We start from the raw sequence: 16,196 nt of genomic DNA, 5'->3' as shown, positions 1-16,196 counted from the left end.
ACCCTCATCACGGACGCCACGGCAGCCGCACCGTGGCTGTCCGGGAAGCTCGCCCCGGGGGGGAGCCGAAGAGCCTACTTCAACATCGAGCCGGTCTCCACGAACCGCTTCTGGAAGTCGAAGACGTGTGCCAGCTCGTGCGGGGTCTGCAGGAACTCGCCCTGACCCGCACGGTCGACGTACTCCTCCAGCAGCGGCCGGTACTCCGGCGCGGAGATGGCGATCATCTTCTCCGCACGGTCACGCGGTGCCAGACCACGCAGATCGGCGTAGCCGTGCTCGGTGATGACGACCATGACATCGTGCTCGGTGTGGTCCGTGTGGGTCACGTAGGGCACGATCGCCGAGAGCGCGCCCCCCTTGGCGACCGACGGGCTGATGAAGGAGGAGATGTAGGCGTTACGGGTGAAGTCACCCGAACCACCGATACCGTTCATCACGCGGGAGCCGATGACGTTGGTGGAGTTGATGTTGCCGTAGATGTCCGCCTCGATCATGCCGTTGGTGGCGATGAGGCCTAGTCGGCGGATGACCTCCGGGTGGTTGGAGACCTGCTGCGGACGCAGGATGATGTTCTCCCGGTAGCGCTTCGCCTCCCGGTTCATTTTCTCCGCGTACTCGGGCGACAGGGAGAACGACGTCGCCGAGGCCACCGTCATCTTGCCGGCATCGATGAGATCGAGCATGCCGTCCTGGATGACCTCGGTGTAGGCGGTGATGTTCTCGAACTTCGAGTCCAGTAGGCCCGCCATCACGGCGTTCGGGACGTTACCGACACCGGACTGCATGATGTAGCGGTCGTAGGATAGGCGACCTGCCCGGACCTCACCCTCGAGGAAGTCGAGGAAGTGACCGGCGATCTTCTTGGAGGTCTCGTCGGCGGGCTTGAAGGGGGCGTTGCGGTCCGGGGAATCAGTCTCGACGACGGCGACGACCTTGTTGACGTCGATGTCGATGTACGGGCTGCCGATCCGGTCACCGACCTCGGTGATCGGGATGGGCTGCCGGTGCCCTGGCAGCGGGATGCGGTAGATGTCGTGCATCCCCTCGAGATCCTCGGACTGCCAGGAGTTCACACCGAGGATGATCTTATCTGCGGCGTCGAGGTACTCGACGTTGTTGCCCACCGAGGAGGAGGGGACGATGCGGCCGTCCTCGAGGATCTTGGTGACCTCGACGATGGCGACGTCCATCTTCCCGAAGAAGCCCTCCTGGACCATCATGCCCAGGTGGGACAGGTGGATGTCCGCGTACTTCATCTGACCGGAGTTGATCTTGTCACGCATGATCGGGTCGGACTGGTACGGGGCGCGGAACTTCACCGCGTCCGCCTCAGCCAGCTCACCGTCGAGCTCGGCGGAGGTGGACGCACCGGTGAGCAGGGAGATGGAGAAACTGTCGCCGCGGTCGTGGAACTCCCTGGCCCGCCTGGCGATCGCGGTCGGCAGCACCTTGGGGTAGCCGGCACCGGTGAAGCCTGACATTCCGACGAGGTCTCCGTCGTTGACGAAGGTGGCCGCCTCATCAGAGGTCATGACTTTTGCGCGCAGTCCGGGGTGGGCGATCCTGTCTGACATTGTGTGCTCTCTCCTTGGTGTTTTCGGTGGTCACCGTACATAGTGATGGGACTCACGATATGTCCATCAACGTGACGTCCATTATATGGATCATGAAACATACTTTCCGAATCGGCTCCATTCGGGGGTGGCGGAGAGGCAGTCACCCTGTCGCTGGCCCCGGACATGCAGAAACCCGCCGGACGCGGGGGCGTCGGCGGGTCCGTGGCCCGGTACCGCCAGGAGGCGGCGGGAGGGGCTACTTCTTCATGGAACCGGTCTCCAGGAAGCGGGTGTGGAACTCGAAGGCACGGGTGAGGTCGTGCGGGGTGTGCTGGGCCTTGGACCTGGAGGCGAACTCCACGTACTCCTCCAGCAGCGGCCGGTACTCCGGTGCGGCGATGTCGATCATCTTCTTCACGCGGTCACGCGGGCACAGGCCACGCAGGTCGGCGTAGCCCTGCTCGGTGACGACGAGCTTGACGTCATGCTCGGCGTGGTCGATGTGGGACGCGAAAGGCACGATGGCGGAGATGTCGCCACCCTTGGCCACGGACGGGGTGACGAAGGAGGAGATGTAGGCGTTGCGGGTGAAGTCACCCGAGCCGCCGATGCCGTTCATCATCTTCGAGCCGGCGACGTTGGTGGAGTTCACGTTGCCGTAGATGTCGGCTTCGATCATGCCGTTGATGCCGATCGGGGCGAGTCGGCGGATGACCTCCGGATGGTTGGAGACCTGCTGGGGACGCAGCACGATGTGGTTGCGGTAGCGGTCGGCCTCCTGGTTCATCCGGTGGGCGGCGTCCGGCGACAGGCAGAAGGAGGTCGCGGAGGCGAAAGACATCTTGCCGGAGTCGATGAGGTCCAGCATGCCGTCCTGGATCACCTCTGTGTAGGCGGTGATGTTCTCGAACTTCGAGTCCTCCAGGCCGGCGAGGACGGCGTTCGGCACGTTGCCGACACCGTTCTGCAGGATCAGGCGGTCGTAGGCCAGACGACCGGCCTGGACCTCACCGTCGAGGAAGTCGAGGAGGTGACCGGCGATGGCCTCGGAGGTCTCGTCGACGGGACGGAAGGGGGCGTTGCGGTCCGGGCCGTCGGTGTGGACGATCGCGACGATTTTCTCCGGGTCGACGTCGATGGAGGTACCACCGATGCGGTCACCGGGGTTGCAGATCGGCAGCGGGACGCGGGAACCCGGCATCGGCATACGGTAGATGTCGTGCATGCCCTCGAGCTCGAGGTCCTGCCACTCGTTGATCTCGATGATGATCCGGTCGGCGGCATCCATGTACTCGACGTTGTTGCCCACGGCGGAGGACGGGACGATGGAGCCGTCCTCACGGATGGCGACGGCCTCGATGATGGCGACGTCCATGTGACCGAAGAAGCCCTCCTGGACGTACATGCCGAGCTCCGAGAGGTGGATGTCGGTGTACTTGACCTTGCCCTCGTTGATCTTGGCCCGCATCTTCGGGTCGGTGTTGAACGGGGAGCGGAAGCTCACGGCGTCCGCCTCAGCCAGCACGCCGTCGTTCTCCGGGGCAGTGGAGGCGCCGGTGAGGATCTTCACGGCCCACTCGTCGCCGCGGGCGTGCGCCTCGTTCGCCTTGGCGGCGATGGCCGCGGGCATGCCCTTGGGGTAGCCGGCACCGGTGAAACCGGAGGTCCCGATCATGTCACCGTTGTCGATGAACTGCACCGCCTCGTCGGCGGACATGACCTTGGACTTCAGGGACTGGTTCCTGATGCGCTCTGACACTGACTCTCCTTGTATTTATCTCTGCGTGATCGTTGTTTTCTGATCAAACGCGTACTCAGCCGCCCAAGTATGGCAGATGGGACGCGATACCGCATCGTCGGCGATTCGGCAGGGTTTTCCGCCGACAAAACGCCGACTGTGACACGCTCCACCCCCACCCTAGTTAGGCGTGCGAGATCACTGGAAAACGAGGTTCCCCTTACCCACCCCCGGTACTACACCCGCGTTGTCCATAACCCTGAACAAGCATTCAGGTCAGACGTAGCGCCGGGGAATTGCCCCGGCAACGCCCACGGTGTGAGAATCGGACGGTGACTGCAGCAACCACGGCGACAACGTCCACCCCCGCCCTGACCATCGGACCTCTCGAACTGGCGTCCCCGGTGGTCCTGGCACCCATGGCCGGAGTCACCAATGTCGCCTTCCGCACCCTGTGCCGCGAGCAGGAGGAACAGCGCACCGGGTCCGCGTCCGGCCTCTACGTCTGCGAGATGATCACGGCCCGCGCCCTCGTCGAGCGCAACCCCAAGACACTGCACATGACGACCTTCGGACCCGACGAGTCCCCGCGCAGTCTGCAGCTGTACACGACCGATCCGGAGTACACCTACAAGGCGGCCCGGATGCTCGCCGAGGAGGACCGGGCCGACCACATCGACATGAACTTCGGCTGCCCGGTCCCCAAGGTCACCCGCCGTGGCGGCGGTTCGGCCCTGCCCTACAAACGGAAGCTCTTCGCCGCGGTCGTCGGTGCAGCGGTCAAGGGCGTGGCGGACGCCGGACGCGCCTCCGGCCCGGACGCCATCCCCGTCACAGTCAAGTTCCGCGTCGGCATCGACGACGAGCACCACACCCACCTGGACGCCGGCCGCATCGCCGCCGACCAGGGCGCGGCCGCCGTCACCCTGCACGGACGTACCGCCGCGCAGCGCTACTCCGGCACCGCGGACTGGGGTGAGATCGCCCGCCTCGTGGAGCACATGGACGGCACCGGCATCCCGGTGCTTGGCAACGGTGACGTCTTCAAGGCCACGGACGCCGCAGCGATGATGGAGCAGACCGGATGCGACGGCGTCGTCGTGGGACGCGGCTGCCTGGGCCGGCCCTGGCTGTTCGCCGAACTCTCCGCCCACCTGCGCGGCGAGGAGATTCCCGCGGAGCCGACTCTCGGCGAGGTCGCGCACATCATCCTCCGTCACGCCGAGCTGCTCGCCGACCATGACGGCGAGAAGTACGCCAGCCGAGACATCCGCAAGCACATCGCCTGGTACCTGCGCGGTTTCCCGGCCGGTGGCGAGATGCGGCGTCAGCTGGGGAGCATCAACAGCCTCGCTGACCTGCGCGAGGTGCTCGACCCGATCTGGGAGTCCGACGCGCTGGCCGCGGAGGCGGACAGCGCCCGCGGCCGACAGGGATCACCCGGTAAGGTCTCCCTGCCGCATGACTGGCTCCAGGATCCGTGGGAGGACTGCGCCGGCGTCACCGAAGACGTGGAGGATGCCGCCAACAACGGCGGGTAGTGGGCGAACGCCGACATATGTGGGCCATTCCCACCATCGGCGTCTCCTACATGAACGGAGCGTGAAGTTTCCGCGTCGTGCGGGCCGAGCGCGTCCGATCCACGTAGACTGTCCGCCATGCGCACCGTGTACCAGGAACAGATGCGGGCCTTCGCCCACGACCTCTCCGTGATGTCGGACCGGGTCCGCACAATGATGTCGGAGGCCTGCCTGGCCCTCTTCGAGGCCGACATCGAGAAGGCCGAGACGGTCCTCAGCTCCATCGACGGGGTCGAGGAGCTGCGGAAGAAGGCGGAGCAGACCTCTTTCGAGCTACTGGCCCTGGAGGGCCCGGTCGCGCGTGACCTTCGCCAGGTCGTCTCGGGAACCTACATCGTCGAGGATCTCGCCCGGATGGCGGCGCTGGCGGTGCATGTCGCGCGGACCGCGCGGCGTCACCACCCCGACCACACCCTGCCGGAGCAGATCGAACCCTACTTCCGGGAGATGGCCCGGCTGACCGACGAGATCGGCGCGAAGCTCCACGACGTCCTGGTCACCTATGACCCGGAGAAGGCGATGGAACTCGCACTCGACGATGACGCGGTCGATGACCTCCACGAGCATATGTTCCAGCTCACCACGAAGCGCGAATGGCCCTTCCCCGTGTCAGTCGCGGTGGACGTCACCCTGCTTTCCCGGTTCTTCGAGAGGTACTCGGACCACGCCGTGAACATCGGTACCCGGGTGGTCTACCTGGCAACCGGCAAGCAGCCGGAGGAGTACGAGACCGCCCTGCGGACCGAGGAACAGCAGGAGACCATGCGGGAGCAGTTCGACGAGATCCGCCGCCGCTACGGTTCCGACGCCTTCTAGGTGTCGGCGCCGGCCTTGCGTGCCACCGAGAGTGCGACCAGTGCAGCGTCCGCCAGCACCTCGGGTTCGCGGGTGGCATCCACCCGGACGCCGGGCTCGTCCGCCCGCAGCCGCTCCAGCTCGACATACTGACGCCGCAGCACCTCGTCCTCGGCCGCATCCGGGAGTTTCCCGGTATTCCGGCGGATGCGTTCACGGATGACGTCCTGGGTCCCCTCAACGTGGACGAAGAAGACGAACCCCTCCGCCTCGCGGAAGATGTCGCGGGCCCGGCGTCCCAGCCCCAGGCTCACCACCACCGTCGAGTTCCCCTGCTGCGCCTGCCCGGTGAGCCAGTCACGGATGGCGTACGCCCAGGGCAGGCGGTCGTCCGGGGAGACGAAGCCTCCCTCCGCCATCTTCCGGCGGACCTCCTCGGGCTGCAGTTCCTCGGCGGTTGCGCCGGTGTACCCCGTGCGCCGCTGCAGCTCCTCGGCCAGCGCCGCCTTGCCGCTGCCGCTGACCCCCATGAGAACGATGTGTACCGGTTCCATCACATACTCCTTTCGACGCCTCAAGTGTGGCACGAAAAGCGGACGGGGGTGGTCCCCTGCCGGCACCGCCGGATCAGCCGAAGCGGCCGGAGATGTAGTCCTCGGTCTCCTGACGCTCCGGGGACTCGAAGATCTTCTTGGTCGGGCCGACCTCGACGAGCTGCCCGGGGCGTCCTGCCGCCTCCAGCGAGAAGAACGCGGTCTGGTCGGAGACGCGTGCGGCCTGCTGCATGTTGTGGGTGACGATGACGATGGTGAAGTCCTCCTTCAGCTCGTGGATGAGGTCCTCCACCGCCAGGGTCGAGATCGGGTCCAGGGCGGAGCACGGCTCGTCCATGAGCAGCACCTCGGGCTCGACGGCGATGGCCCGGGCGATGCACAGTCGCTGCTGCTGACCGCCGGAGAGTCCGCCACCGGGCTTGTCGAGGCGGTCCTTGACCTCCTCCCACAGGTTGGCCCCGCGCAGGGACTTCTCGGCGACCTCGGCGAGCTTCTTCCGGTTCTTCACCCCCGACAGCTTCAGGCCGGCGACGACATTCTCCTCGATGGACATCGTGGGGAACGGGTTCGCCTTCTGAAAGACCATGCCGATGGTGTTGCGCACGGCGACGGGATCGATCCGCCGGTCGTAGATGTTCTCCCCGTCGAGCAGGATCTCCCCTTCGACGTACGCGCCCGGGATGACCTCGTGCATCCGGTTGAGCGAGCGGAGCACGGTCGACTTGCCGCAACCGGAGGGGCCGATGAAGGCGGTCACGGACCGGGGCGGGACCTGCAGGTCCACGTTCTGCACCGCGTGGAAGTCGCCGTAGTGGATGTTGACGTCTCTGAGATCGAGTCGCTTGGCCATGGTGTGTTCCTTAGTCGGTGGAGGTCAGTCGGTCTTGACGGAGAAGCGGTGGGAGATGAACCGGGCGGCGAGGTTCAGTCCGGCGATGATGAGCACCAGGGTCAGTGCCGCGCCCCAGAGGCGGGCGAGCACCTGATCATTGGCCTGCAGTTTGTACATCTCCAACATGAACAGCGGCAGGGAGTTCTGGTTGCCCTCCATGACGTTCCAGTTGATCACCGGCGTCGCGCCCACGAGGATCAGGACCGGAGCGGATTCGCCCATGATGCGGGCCACGGCGAGCATGATGCCGGTGATGATGCCGGACAGGGCGGTGGGCAGCACGATCCTCACGATCGTCTTCCATTTCGGCACACCCAGGGCGTACGCGGCCTCGCGCAGGTCCATGGGCACGATGCGCAGCATCTCCTCGGTGTTGCGGACGATCACCGGGACCATCAGCAGCACCAGAGCCAGGGACACGGCGAATCCGGAGCGGGAGAACCCGAACAGGGCGATCCACAGCGCGTAGACGAACAGTGCGGCGACGATGGAGGGCACACCGGTGAGGATGTCGACCATGAAGGTCGTGACCCTGCCCAGCCACCCACCGCGGGAGTACTCCACGAGGTACACGGCGGTGAGCACACCCACCGGCACGGAGATGACGGTGGTGACCAGGGCCTGGGTCAGGGTGCCGATGATGGCGTGGCTGATGCCGCCACCGGCCTGGTTGGACAGCTGTCCGGCCATGTCGAAAGACCACCAGCCGACGTCGAGGACGGCCGGCAGCCCCTTGGCGACGAGGACGACGAGCACCCAGACCAACGGGATGAGGGCCACGCCCATCATCGAGTAGACGATGACGGTGGCGGCGCGGTCCTTGCGCTTGCGGGACGCCGCGATGTCGGTGAAGCCGCTGGGCGCCAGGTCGGCGTGCGGCGAGTTGCGGGATGCCGTTCCGAGGGACATGGCGTCCTACTTCCTGTTGTTGACGACCGTGCGGGCCGCCGCGTTGACGATGAAGGTCAGGGCGAAGAGGACCAGGCCTGCGGCGATGTAGGCGCCGGCCTTGGTGTCGTCGTTGAATTCCGGCGCGGCGTTGGCGATGGCGGTGGCGAAGGTCGTGCCTCCGTCGAACAACGACCATCGGAATCCCGGGGCGGACGCGATGACCATGTAGAGTGCCATCGTCTCGCCCAGGGCCCGGCCGAGGCCGAGCATCGCACCGGAGACGTAACCGGAGCGTCCGAAGGGCAAAACCGTCAGTCGGACGACCTCCCACCGAGTCGCGCCGAGGGCGAGTGCCGCCTCGATGTGCCCGCGGGGTGTCTGAATGAAGACCTCACGTGTGGTCGCAGCGATGATCGGCAGGATCATGATCGCCAGGACCACGCCACCGGTGAAGACATTCCGGCTGGTGGAGAAGGCCGGGGAGGTCTGCTGGTCCCACTGGAAGAGGAAGAAACCCCCGGCCCAGCCGTGGATCCACTCGAAGATGCCGCCGAGTGACGGGCCGAGCACCTGCATGCCCCAGATGCCGAAGACGATGGACGGCACAGCGGCGAGCAGGTCGACCATGAAACCGAGGGGACGGACCAGCCGCTTCGGGCAGTAGTTCGACAGGAAGATCGCGATACCCAGGGCCACCGGCATGGCGATCGCCAGGGCGAGGGCGGACACCAGGACAGTGGTGAAGAAGAGGTTCGGGATGCCGAACTCCATCCACCCGCCGTCGTTGGACGTGTAGTTGAGGTTCCAGGCGCCGGAATAGGTGAAGAAAGCGCCGATACCGTCGCGTTCCTTCGCCAGGGCGGGGACCGCCTGGACGATGAGGAAGATCGCGATGGCGGCGATGAAGACGGTGATCAGGACCGCGGAGCCCGTCGTGAGGCTCTCGAAGATCCGGTCACCGGCCCGTCGTGATCGCCTCGTGGCGAGTCCGGCGGTGCCGGGCCGGTCGGACGACTCGGGCGCGGCCTCGGCGGCGTCCCCGGTCGGGGGCCCGTCGTCGGTACCGGTGGCGTCGGTGGCGACGGTTCCGTCGACTACGACGTCCTCGGCGTCACGGCCGTCACGGCCGTCACGTTCAGTGCTGGACATGGAGGTTGCAGTCCTGTCGGTTACTCGGTGGTGCCGGCGGAGTCGGAGTCGGACCCGCCGATCGCGTCGACGGCGGTGACCAGCTTGTCGCGGAAGGTGCCGGACAGCGGCACGTAGCCGGCCTCCTCGAGAGCATCGTTCTGGTTGTCGAGGATGGTGTGGAGGAAGTCCTTCACCCGGGACGTGGTCTCGTCGTCGTAGCCGTCGGAGCAGACGATCTCGTAGGTGGTCAGGGCCAGCGGGTAGGCACCGGCCTCCTTGGAGGCGAACAGTGCCTCGGAGTCGACGATCAGGTCGTTGCCCTCACCGGTGAAGGAGACATCGGCCAGGGCCTTGTTGACGCTCTCCGTGTTCAGCTCGACCGGGCCGGCGCCGAAGTCGAGGGCCGCGATGCCCAGGCCCGCGGCGTCGGCGTAGCCGGACTCCACGTAGGTGACGGCGCCGTTGGTGGCCTTCACCTGGTCCGCGACACCGGAGGAGCCCTGGGCACCGGAACCGACCTTGGTCGGGAAGGTCTTGCCCTCGGTGTCCCAGTAGCCGTCGGTGGCGGTTTTGAGGAAGTCCTGGAAGTTGTCGGAGGTGCCGGACTCCTCCGCCCGGTACAGGACGCTGACCGGAAGGTCGGGCAGGTCGACGCCCTCGTTCTCTGCGGCGATAGCCGGGTCGTTCCAGTTGCTGATCTCACCCTTGAAGATCTTGGCGACGGTGTCGACAGAGAGGTTGAGCTCGTCGATGCCGTCGATGTGGAAGGCGACGGCGACCGGGCCAACGACGAGCGGAAGGTGCCAGGCGTCGTTCCCGCCGCAACGCTTCGCCGCATCGGCGACCTGGTCGTCCTTCAGCGGGGAGTCGGAGCCGCCGAAGTCGACCTGGCCGGCGATGAACTGCTTCTGACCGGCACCGGACCCGGTGGCGTTGTAGGACAGCGACGCCCCCGGGACGGCGGACTGGTAGGCCACACCGAACTGCTCCATGGCCTTCTGCTGGGAGCTGGCGCCTTCACCCTGGAGTTCACCGGTGGTGCCCGTGAGATCGAAGGTGGAGGTGGCGTCCGCACTGGAATCCCCGGTTGCCGGAGTTGGAGCAGGAGGTGAGCAGGAGCGAGCCGGCGGCCACTGCGGCCAGGGCAGCGGTGTACTTCACGGTCTTCACGGAATGGTTCCTCTTTCAACGGTTCTCGACTCGTCGTCGTGACTGGTCGTCGTGATGGTCACCGTTGACCCTAACTGCCCGAGGTGGACGCCAACCACCACCCGGATGAACTCTCCGTGAACTGCTGTGGGGAGACCCCGCTACACCATGCCGCGGTAGACGACGTCCCGGTGGACGATCTCGAAACCCAGCCGCCGGTAGGTCGCGACGGCCGGGGTGTTGTCGCCCTCGACGTAGAGGTCGACGGCCTGTGCGCCTGCGTCGATGAGGTACCCGATGCCCAGCAGGGTGAACGGGCCACCGAGGCCCTGACCGCGGACGGCGTCGGCGAGACAGATCACGTAGACCTCGCCGTGGGTGTCGTCTGCCGGAAGTTTCGTCCAGTGCACCCCGGCACACTGCGGTCCCTGGTTGTGTCGTCGCGGCTCCACAGCATGAGGACACCGTGGGGATCGAACCAGTCGGTTTCCCGCGCCCGCCGCAGCCGGTCGACATCCCAACCGCCCTGTTCCGGGTGCCAGGCGAAAGCCTCGTTGTTGACGCGGAGCCACTCGGCGTCGACCAGGTCGGCCCCGAACTCCTCACAGGCCGCCGGGTAGTCGAGGAGTTCCAGTCCCGCGTCCGTCACGGCGGTCGGCGCGGCGGCGGCCCCTTCCACCAGCGGTGTGCGGGCCGGATCGTCGACACCGCAGTACACGGTCATCTTCAGCAGTTCGCGTACGGTGCGAGCGCCCCGGTCGGCGGCGAGCCCCCGGGCAGGGTCGAGGTTGCCGTGGGCCCAGATGCTGAACTGCGACTCTGGGTCCAGGCCCCTTCCCGCCTCACGCAGCAGGCCGGCGGCCGTGCCGCGTCGGCGGAAATCCGGGTGCACGGCGATCTCGGCGGTACCACCGGCATCGGTCACGTCGGGGACGTCCACGGCCAGGACCCCGATGACGCGCTCCGCGCCACTGCCGCTGTCGACGGCGAGGAGATGTCGGTGTCCGGTCCCCTCCTCGAGCGCCCGGACGAACTCCTCGGAGAGCGCAGGCACGCCGTCTGCCGCGGAGACCGCGTCGAGCAGCTCGGCGAGCTCCTCACGCCAGGTCCTCTGCTGTCCTGCGGGCCCGTCCTCGAGCCACCGGTAACTGTCCACCGCTATCTCCCGTCTGCGCTGATGTCCACGGCCTTGTACCCCACATTACGCACGGTGGCGATGACCTTCTCGTAGTCGTGACCGAGCTTGGCACGCAGCCGGCGGACATGCACGTCGACGGTACGGGTGCCGCCGAAGTAGTCGTAGCCCCAGACGTCCTGGAGCAGCTGTTCACGGCTGAAGACGCGGCCGGCATGCTTGACGAGGAAGTAGAGGAGCTCGAACTCCTTGTAGGTGAGGTCGAGGGGGCGTCCCTCCACGCGGGCGACGTAGGTGACCTCGTCGACGATGAGCCCGCCGATGGAGGCGACCTGACTGTCCTCGGCTTCTTCGACGGGGACGGGGCGACGCGTCATGAGCATCCGCAGCCGGGCATCCACCTCGGTGGGGGTGGCGCTGGGGAGGATGAAATCGTCCACCGCCCAGGACCCGTCGAGGGCGATGACGCTGGTCTCCTCGATCGCGACGGCCACCGGGAGGGTGGGGTACGCGGCGGCGACGGAGCGGCAGAGGTCGCGGATACCCAGCAGGTTCCGGCCGGTGACGTCGATGAGGACGATCTCCGCGTCCCCCACCTCGCGGACGGAGGCCGCGGACGAATCCAACAGCACGGTCTCATGGGACAGCAGAGCCAGTGAAGGCAGGACCTGCGCGATGTCGTCCTTCTCCGAGAGCACGGTCAGTTTCACGGCCGGCGTCCTTCCCACTTCACGTCGATTTCTCTGTGACCACCACGAGATTACACGGGTGGAAAGTGGCTCTCCCATCGAGAGGCGAGGCGAAAAACTCCGGAAACGTCCCCGTAACACTGCACTCGCGCCACCCGGTCCACCGGCACACCCGTCCACACCCGCCACTCCTCTATGCTGGACCGGTGACCGAGACCGTTGAGCCAGAGCAGGCCGAGCCCCGCCGCAGCCGGGACAGCGAGGGCGGCAAGGGAAGCACGGACAGCACGCGCCGCCCCCACCGCCCGGTGCGTGTCCTGGTGACCGTCGTCGTGGTGGTCCTGGCCCTGGCCGGGGTGGCCGTGGTCGGCGACAGTCTCTTCGCCGCGAAGGTGGAGCGCGAGATCTCGCAGCGCATCCTCCATGACTCAAAGCTCGCCTCTCCCCCGGCCGTGCAGATCGGCGGCATGCCGGTCAGTGCGTCCCTCTGGTCCCACGAGCTCACCTCGGTGTCGGTGGAGGCCCGTGATGTCGAGGTCCCCGGCTTCGCCCGGGTGTCGGTGACCTCCTCGGCCGAGAAGGTGACGCTGACCCGCGACGAGATCCTCTCCGGCGATTTCGAGGACGCCCCGGCCCGCAAGGTCTTCACCCGCCTCCAGCTCGACCCGGTGGCGCTCGGCGGTCTGATGACCGGCGGTGACAACGGTGAGGACGGCTTCTCCGACCTCAACGTCCAGGGCGTGGAGGACATCTCACCCTCCGGCGGCTGGGAGACCGAGGCCTATTTCACCGCCACGCCGGACAATGTGCCCGGCATCGACGGCCCGGTGGATGTCGGGATGCGGCTGCGTGTCTGGGAGGGTGATGTCCGTCTGCTGCCGACCGAGATCCGTTCGGTCGACGGAGACTCCTCCCGCGGCGACGGGAAGAAGAACGCCCTCGACGACGCCACCCGCGAGCGTGTGATGGAGGCCTTCACCCTGGAACTCCCCGGCGACAGTCTGCCGCTGGGGACGAAGCCGGGCCGGGTGTACGTCAACGGCGGCGCCCTGTACATCGAGTCGGAGCAGAACTACACCCGGGTCGGGATCTCCGATCTGGCACCGCGCTCGGCCCCGCTGGCCACAGACGAACAGGCCGGGCTCTAGGGACTGTTCCGGGAACTGCTCCAGGGTCTGTCTCCGGCTGCTCCGGGGACTTCCCGGGTCGCTGAGACCGTTCCGTATGCTGGACGCCATGAGTGACTCCCCCGAGACCCCCTCCATCGACGGCAACGAGGCTGTCGCCCGCGCCACCGAACAGGCGAAGAACACCGCGGACCGCAACATCCCCTCCCTCGGCGACCTCCCCGTCGCCGAGGACACGGCTAACCTGCGTCAGGGCCCGAGCCTGCACGACGGTCTGCTGGCCCTGCTCCCCCTCATCGGAGTCTGGCGGGGTGAGGGCAATGCCGCCCCCACCGACGGCTCCGACCCCTACGCCTTCGGCCAGCAGCTGGTCTTCGCGCACGACGGCGAGAACTACATCAGCTACTCCTCCCGCATCTGGCGGCTCGACGAGGAGGGCAATGCCGTCGGCCCGGACCGCCGCGAGACCGGTTTCCTGCGCATCGACCTCGAGGACAACATCGAGTTCGTCACCGCGCACAGCGACGGTGCGGTGGAGATCATGTACGGCAAGCCGCTCACCGAACGCGCCTGGCAGCTCGAGAGTGCGTCCACCATGGTCACCGAGACCGGACCGTCCACCCTGGGCCCGGGCAAGCGGCTCTACGGCCTGATGCCGAACAACAACCTCGGCTGGGTCGACGAGCGCATCGCCCGCGCCGAGGACGGCTCCGACGCTGAGGGTGGCCTGACCCCGTGGATGTCCGCCGAGCTCAGCCGCGTGATGGGCTAGCGTCCTTCGGCGGCGCGTGTGGCGAGGTCCTCGATCTCGTCGGCGCAGACCGGACGGCCCAGGGGGGTACCGTCCAGGGCCGTGACCCGGGCGTAACGGCGCACCGAGGACAGCAGCCAGACGCCGTCGGCGTCCCGCAGGTCATCGACGGTCAGCGGCGCCTCGGAGCAGGCCCAGCCGGCCTCTCCCGCAAGGCGGAACATCGCGGCCTGGGTGGTTCCCGGGAGGACGCCGACTTCGTGCAGCGGGGTGAGGATCTTCCGGACACCGTCGCGGTCCCGGGCCACGATGACGGTGGAGGTCGGGCCTTCGAGCACCCGTTCCCCGTCACCGATGAAGATGACATCGTCGAGGTCGTGGCTCTTCGCGTAACGCAGCGCCGCCATGTTCGCCGCATAGGAGAGGGTCTTCGCGCCGACGAGGGCCCAGGGGGCGGCGTCCTTCGTGATGTCGAGGCTGTACCCGCGCTGGGCGGTCATCACCCGCACTCCCTGTTCCCGGTCCCTGGCGACGGCCGGCGACTCGGGGGCGACGGTCACCCAGCCGGTCGGCTCACCGGTCGTCTCGCGGCCACGGGAGTACATCCACCGCAGCGATCCGTCGCCGCCGCCCGAGGCCACCCAGTGCTCCAGGGCGAGATCGGTGGCGGCGTGCCAGCGTCCGGTGTCCGGGGTGGGCAGGTCGAGCATCGCGGCACTGTTGATGAATCGTGCGGTGTGCCGGTCGAGGTTGCGCACCGCACCGTCACGGACCATGAGTGTCTCGAAGACGCCGTCACCGCGTACGGCGGCGAGGTCGTCGATGTAGAGGGCCGGCAGGGTCGGGTCGAGCAGCTCCGGGGCGGCGTCACCGGCCGGGTGGACGGCGACGGCGGCGCGGGAACCGAGGGGGGCGGAGGTGGTCGTGGGGACATCCATGGGGCCATCCTAGGACTGTGCCGTCGGCCGGACTTGCGGCGGGCACACCTGCAAGGGTCTACAGTGGATGACGTGAGTGCCTCGCAAGTTTCGCCGATCGTCGCCCATGTCGCGGCGGCAAGCACACAGGACGGCTCAGGGGTGGAGTCCGTCACCGCCCGCCACTACGGCGCCCCGCTGATCGAACAGACCCGGGTCGACGAAGGCTCCGCCGGTCTCACCGACGGCTGGGACCGGGTCGCACTGCTGGTCACCGGGGATGAGGCACGCAGCTGGCTCAACGGTTTCATCTCCCAGAAGGTGGACGCCGCAGAGCCCGGTACCGCCACTGACGGACTGCTGCTGGACGCGCAGGGACGGGTGGAGCAGGAGTTCGGGATCAGCATCGTGGATCTCGACGGCTCCCCCGCCGTGCTTCTGGATGTCGCCGCCGACCATGCCGATGCACTGGAGGACTTCCTGCGCAGGATGGTCTTCTGGGCGCAGGTGGAGATCAGCCGTCCCGGGCTGGCACGACTGTCCCTGCTGGGCCGGGAGGCCGACCCCGACTTCCCCGGACCCGGCCATGCCGGGACCACGACCCCACTGGCCCCGGCGGCCGATTTCTGGCGCACCCGGGTGACCTCCGGGGTGCCGGTCACTGACCTCTGGGTGCCGCTGTCGGATCTGCCGGCGGTCTGGGATGCCCTGGTCGAGGCCGGCGCGCGCCCGACCGGTAGTGCAGCCGTCGATGCCTGGCGGTTACGCGACCGTCTCCCGGTGCTGGGTGTGGACACCGATGAACGGCTCATCCCCCATGAGGTCCCCGCCTGGATCGGTGCGGGGATCGACGGGGCGACCCGCCTGGCCGACGCCGCCGAGGGTCCCACCGCCTCCGCGGTGCACCTCAACAAGGGCTGCTACCGCGGCCAGGAGACGGTCTCGCGGGTCCACAATCTGGGCCGACCACCCCGCCTGCTTGTCCTGCTCCAGCTCGACGGTTCCGCCGGTCGTCTGCCGGACATCGGCGCCGACGTGACCGCCGGCGGTCGCACCGTGGGCAGGATGGGCACCCCCGTCCAGGACGCGGACTACGGCCCCGTCGCCCTGGCCCTGGTGAAGCGGGCCGTCGTCGAGGCTGCGGCCGAGGGAACTGCCCCACCACTGCAGGTCGACGGGGTGGACGCGGCGATCGACCGGGATGACCTGCATGTCGACAGATCGGTCCGGCCCGGGCGGGCGGCGGTCAACAAGTTGAAGGGTCGGTGACTGCGCTCGGTGTTCCACT

Annotated in this window: 17 protein-coding genes; 5 read left to right on the top strand and 12 right to left on the bottom strand. The window is 67.4% G+C overall.

Annotated elements, in window-relative coordinates; all coding sequences use genetic code 11:
* Positions 1–74: 74 nt before the first annotated feature.
* Together ACZ9GM_RS00305 and ACZ9GM_RS00300 are read right to left on the bottom strand one after the other, a co-directional pair.
* Positions 75–1,577 (bottom strand): acetyl-CoA hydrolase/transferase family protein, encoded by a 1,503-nt coding sequence (locus ACZ9GM_RS00305; protein WP_291476150.1) that lies wholly within the window; start codon positions 1,575–1,577, stop codon positions 75–77.
* 238 nt (positions 1,578–1,815) lie between these two features.
* Positions 1,816–3,318, bottom strand: coding sequence for a succinate CoA transferase (locus ACZ9GM_RS00300; protein ID WP_291476151.1), 1,503 nt, complete (start codon positions 3,316–3,318; stop codon positions 1,816–1,818).
* A gap of 311 nt (positions 3,319–3,629) precedes the next feature.
* Here ACZ9GM_RS00300 and dusB point away from each other — a divergent pair, with 311 nt between their 5' ends.
* A complete protein-coding gene (dusB, locus tag ACZ9GM_RS00295) occupies positions 3,630–4,838 on the top strand; it encodes a tRNA dihydrouridine synthase DusB (protein WP_476036951.1) in 1,209 nt (402 codons plus the stop codon).
* A 117-nt stretch (positions 4,839–4,955) separates the two neighbouring features.
* Positions 4,956–5,693 carry a phosphate signaling complex protein PhoU gene (phoU, locus tag ACZ9GM_RS00290; RefSeq protein ID WP_291476153.1) on the top strand — a complete coding sequence of 246 codons (738 nt, stop codon included), beginning with the start codon at positions 4,956–4,958 and terminating at the stop codon, positions 5,691–5,693.
* Here the strand turns inward: phoU and ACZ9GM_RS00285 are convergent.
* The 9 genes from ACZ9GM_RS00285 to ACZ9GM_RS00245 form a co-directional block, all read right to left on the bottom strand.
* Positions 5,690–6,226, bottom strand: coding sequence for an AAA family ATPase (locus ACZ9GM_RS00285; RefSeq protein WP_291476154.1), 537 nt, complete (start codon positions 6,224–6,226; stop codon positions 5,690–5,692). The two genes, phoU and ACZ9GM_RS00285, sit on opposite strands and share 4 nt — an antisense overlap.
* Before the next feature lie 73 nt (positions 6,227–6,299).
* Positions 6,300–7,076, bottom strand: coding sequence for a phosphate ABC transporter ATP-binding protein PstB (pstB, locus tag ACZ9GM_RS00280; RefSeq protein ID WP_291476155.1), 777 nt, complete (start codon positions 7,074–7,076; stop codon positions 6,300–6,302).
* 24 nt (positions 7,077–7,100) lie between these two features.
* Complete coding sequence (gene pstA, locus ACZ9GM_RS00275; RefSeq protein ID WP_291476156.1) at positions 7,101–8,027, bottom strand: phosphate ABC transporter permease PstA; 927 nt, start codon at positions 8,025–8,027, stop codon at positions 7,101–7,103.
* A 6-nt stretch (positions 8,028–8,033) separates the two neighbouring features.
* Positions 8,034–9,158 (bottom strand): phosphate ABC transporter permease subunit PstC, encoded by a 1,125-nt coding sequence (pstC, locus tag ACZ9GM_RS00270; protein WP_291476157.1) that lies wholly within the window; start codon positions 9,156–9,158, stop codon positions 8,034–8,036.
* A 20-nt stretch (positions 9,159–9,178) separates the two neighbouring features.
* A complete protein-coding gene (gene pstS, locus ACZ9GM_RS00265) occupies positions 9,179–10,132 on the bottom strand; it encodes a phosphate ABC transporter substrate-binding protein PstS (RefSeq protein ID WP_476036950.1) in 954 nt (317 codons plus the stop codon).
* Positions 10,133–10,169: 37 nt separating this feature from the next.
* The gene (locus ACZ9GM_RS00260; RefSeq protein WP_476036949.1) at positions 10,170–10,310 is read right to left on the bottom strand and encodes a hypothetical protein; all 141 of its coding nucleotides are present in this window, start codon (positions 10,308–10,310) and stop codon (positions 10,170–10,172) included.
* 140 nt (positions 10,311–10,450) lie between these two features.
* Entirely contained in the window at positions 10,451–10,651 is a 201-nt protein-coding gene (locus ACZ9GM_RS00255) for a GNAT family N-acetyltransferase (RefSeq protein ID WP_476036948.1), read from the bottom strand.
* The gene (mshD, locus tag ACZ9GM_RS00250; protein ID WP_476036947.1) at positions 10,648–11,445 is read right to left on the bottom strand and encodes a mycothiol synthase; all 798 of its coding nucleotides are present in this window, start codon (positions 11,443–11,445) and stop codon (positions 10,648–10,650) included. The genes ACZ9GM_RS00255 and mshD overlap by 4 nt, the downstream gene beginning before the upstream one ends.
* 2 nt (positions 11,446–11,447) lie before the next feature.
* Positions 11,448–12,134, bottom strand: coding sequence for a response regulator transcription factor (locus ACZ9GM_RS00245; RefSeq protein ID WP_291476160.1), 687 nt, complete (start codon positions 12,132–12,134; stop codon positions 11,448–11,450).
* Between the two features lie 185 nt (positions 12,135–12,319).
* On the opposite strand from ACZ9GM_RS00245, the gene ACZ9GM_RS00240 reads away from it, so the two are divergent.
* Entirely contained in the window at positions 12,320–13,261 is a 942-nt protein-coding gene (locus ACZ9GM_RS00240) for an LmeA family phospholipid-binding protein (RefSeq protein WP_291476161.1), read from the top strand.
* Between the two features lie 76 nt (positions 13,262–13,337).
* Positions 13,338–14,012 (top strand): heme-binding beta-barrel domain-containing protein, encoded by a 675-nt coding sequence (locus ACZ9GM_RS00235; RefSeq protein ID WP_476036946.1) that lies wholly within the window; start codon positions 13,338–13,340, stop codon positions 14,010–14,012.
* On the opposite strand, the gene ACZ9GM_RS00230 is transcribed toward ACZ9GM_RS00235, so the two are convergent.
* The gene (locus tag ACZ9GM_RS00230; protein ID WP_291476163.1) at positions 14,009–14,929 is read right to left on the bottom strand and encodes an aminodeoxychorismate lyase; all 921 of its coding nucleotides are present in this window, start codon (positions 14,927–14,929) and stop codon (positions 14,009–14,011) included. The genes ACZ9GM_RS00235 and ACZ9GM_RS00230 overlap by 4 nt on opposite strands.
* 63 nt (positions 14,930–14,992) lie before the next feature.
* Between ACZ9GM_RS00230 and ygfZ the strand changes: the two genes are divergently transcribed.
* On the top strand, positions 14,993–16,177 hold the full coding sequence (gene ygfZ, locus ACZ9GM_RS00225) for a CAF17-like 4Fe-4S cluster assembly/insertion protein YgfZ (RefSeq protein ID WP_291476164.1): 1,185 nt from the start codon (positions 14,993–14,995) through the stop codon (positions 16,175–16,177).
* Positions 16,178–16,196 lie beyond the last annotated feature (19 nt).

The sequence above is a fragment of the Corynebacterium sp. UD i78 genome (assembly GCF_056280545.1).
The sequence above is the reverse complement of the archived record's forward strand: the minus strand, read 5'-3'. Positions and strand labels throughout refer to the sequence as shown.

Bases quoted from the DNA above. Each gene is read 5' to 3' on its own strand.
- ACZ9GM_RS00305 (WP_291476150.1), bottom strand. From the start codon at position 1,577: ATGTCAGACAGGATCGCCCACCCCGGACTGCGCGCAAAAGTCATGACC.
- phoU (WP_291476153.1), top strand. From the start codon at position 4,956: ATGCGCACCGTGTACCAGGAACAGATGCGGGCCTTCGCCCACGACCTC.
- ACZ9GM_RS00285 (WP_291476154.1), bottom strand. From the start codon at position 6,226: ATGGAACCGGTACACATCGTTCTCATGGGGGTCAGCGGCAGCGGCAAG.
- pstB (WP_291476155.1), bottom strand. From the start codon at position 7,076: ATGGCCAAGCGACTCGATCTCAGAGACGTCAACATCCACTACGGCGAC.
- pstA (WP_291476156.1), bottom strand. From the start codon at position 8,027: ATGTCCCTCGGAACGGCATCCCGCAACTCGCCGCACGCCGACCTGGCG.
- pstC (WP_291476157.1), bottom strand. From the start codon at position 9,158: ATGTCCAGCACTGAACGTGACGGCCGTGACGGCCGTGACGCCGAGGAC.
- pstS (WP_476036950.1), bottom strand. From the start codon at position 10,132: ATGGAGCAGTTCGGTGTGGCCTACCAGTCCGCCGTCCCGGGGGCGTCG.
- ACZ9GM_RS00235 (WP_476036946.1), top strand. From the start codon at position 13,338: ATGCTGGACGCCATGAGTGACTCCCCCGAGACCCCCTCCATCGACGGC.
- ACZ9GM_RS00230 (WP_291476163.1), bottom strand. From the start codon at position 14,929: ATGGATGTCCCCACGACCACCTCCGCCCCCCTCGGTTCCCGCGCCGCC.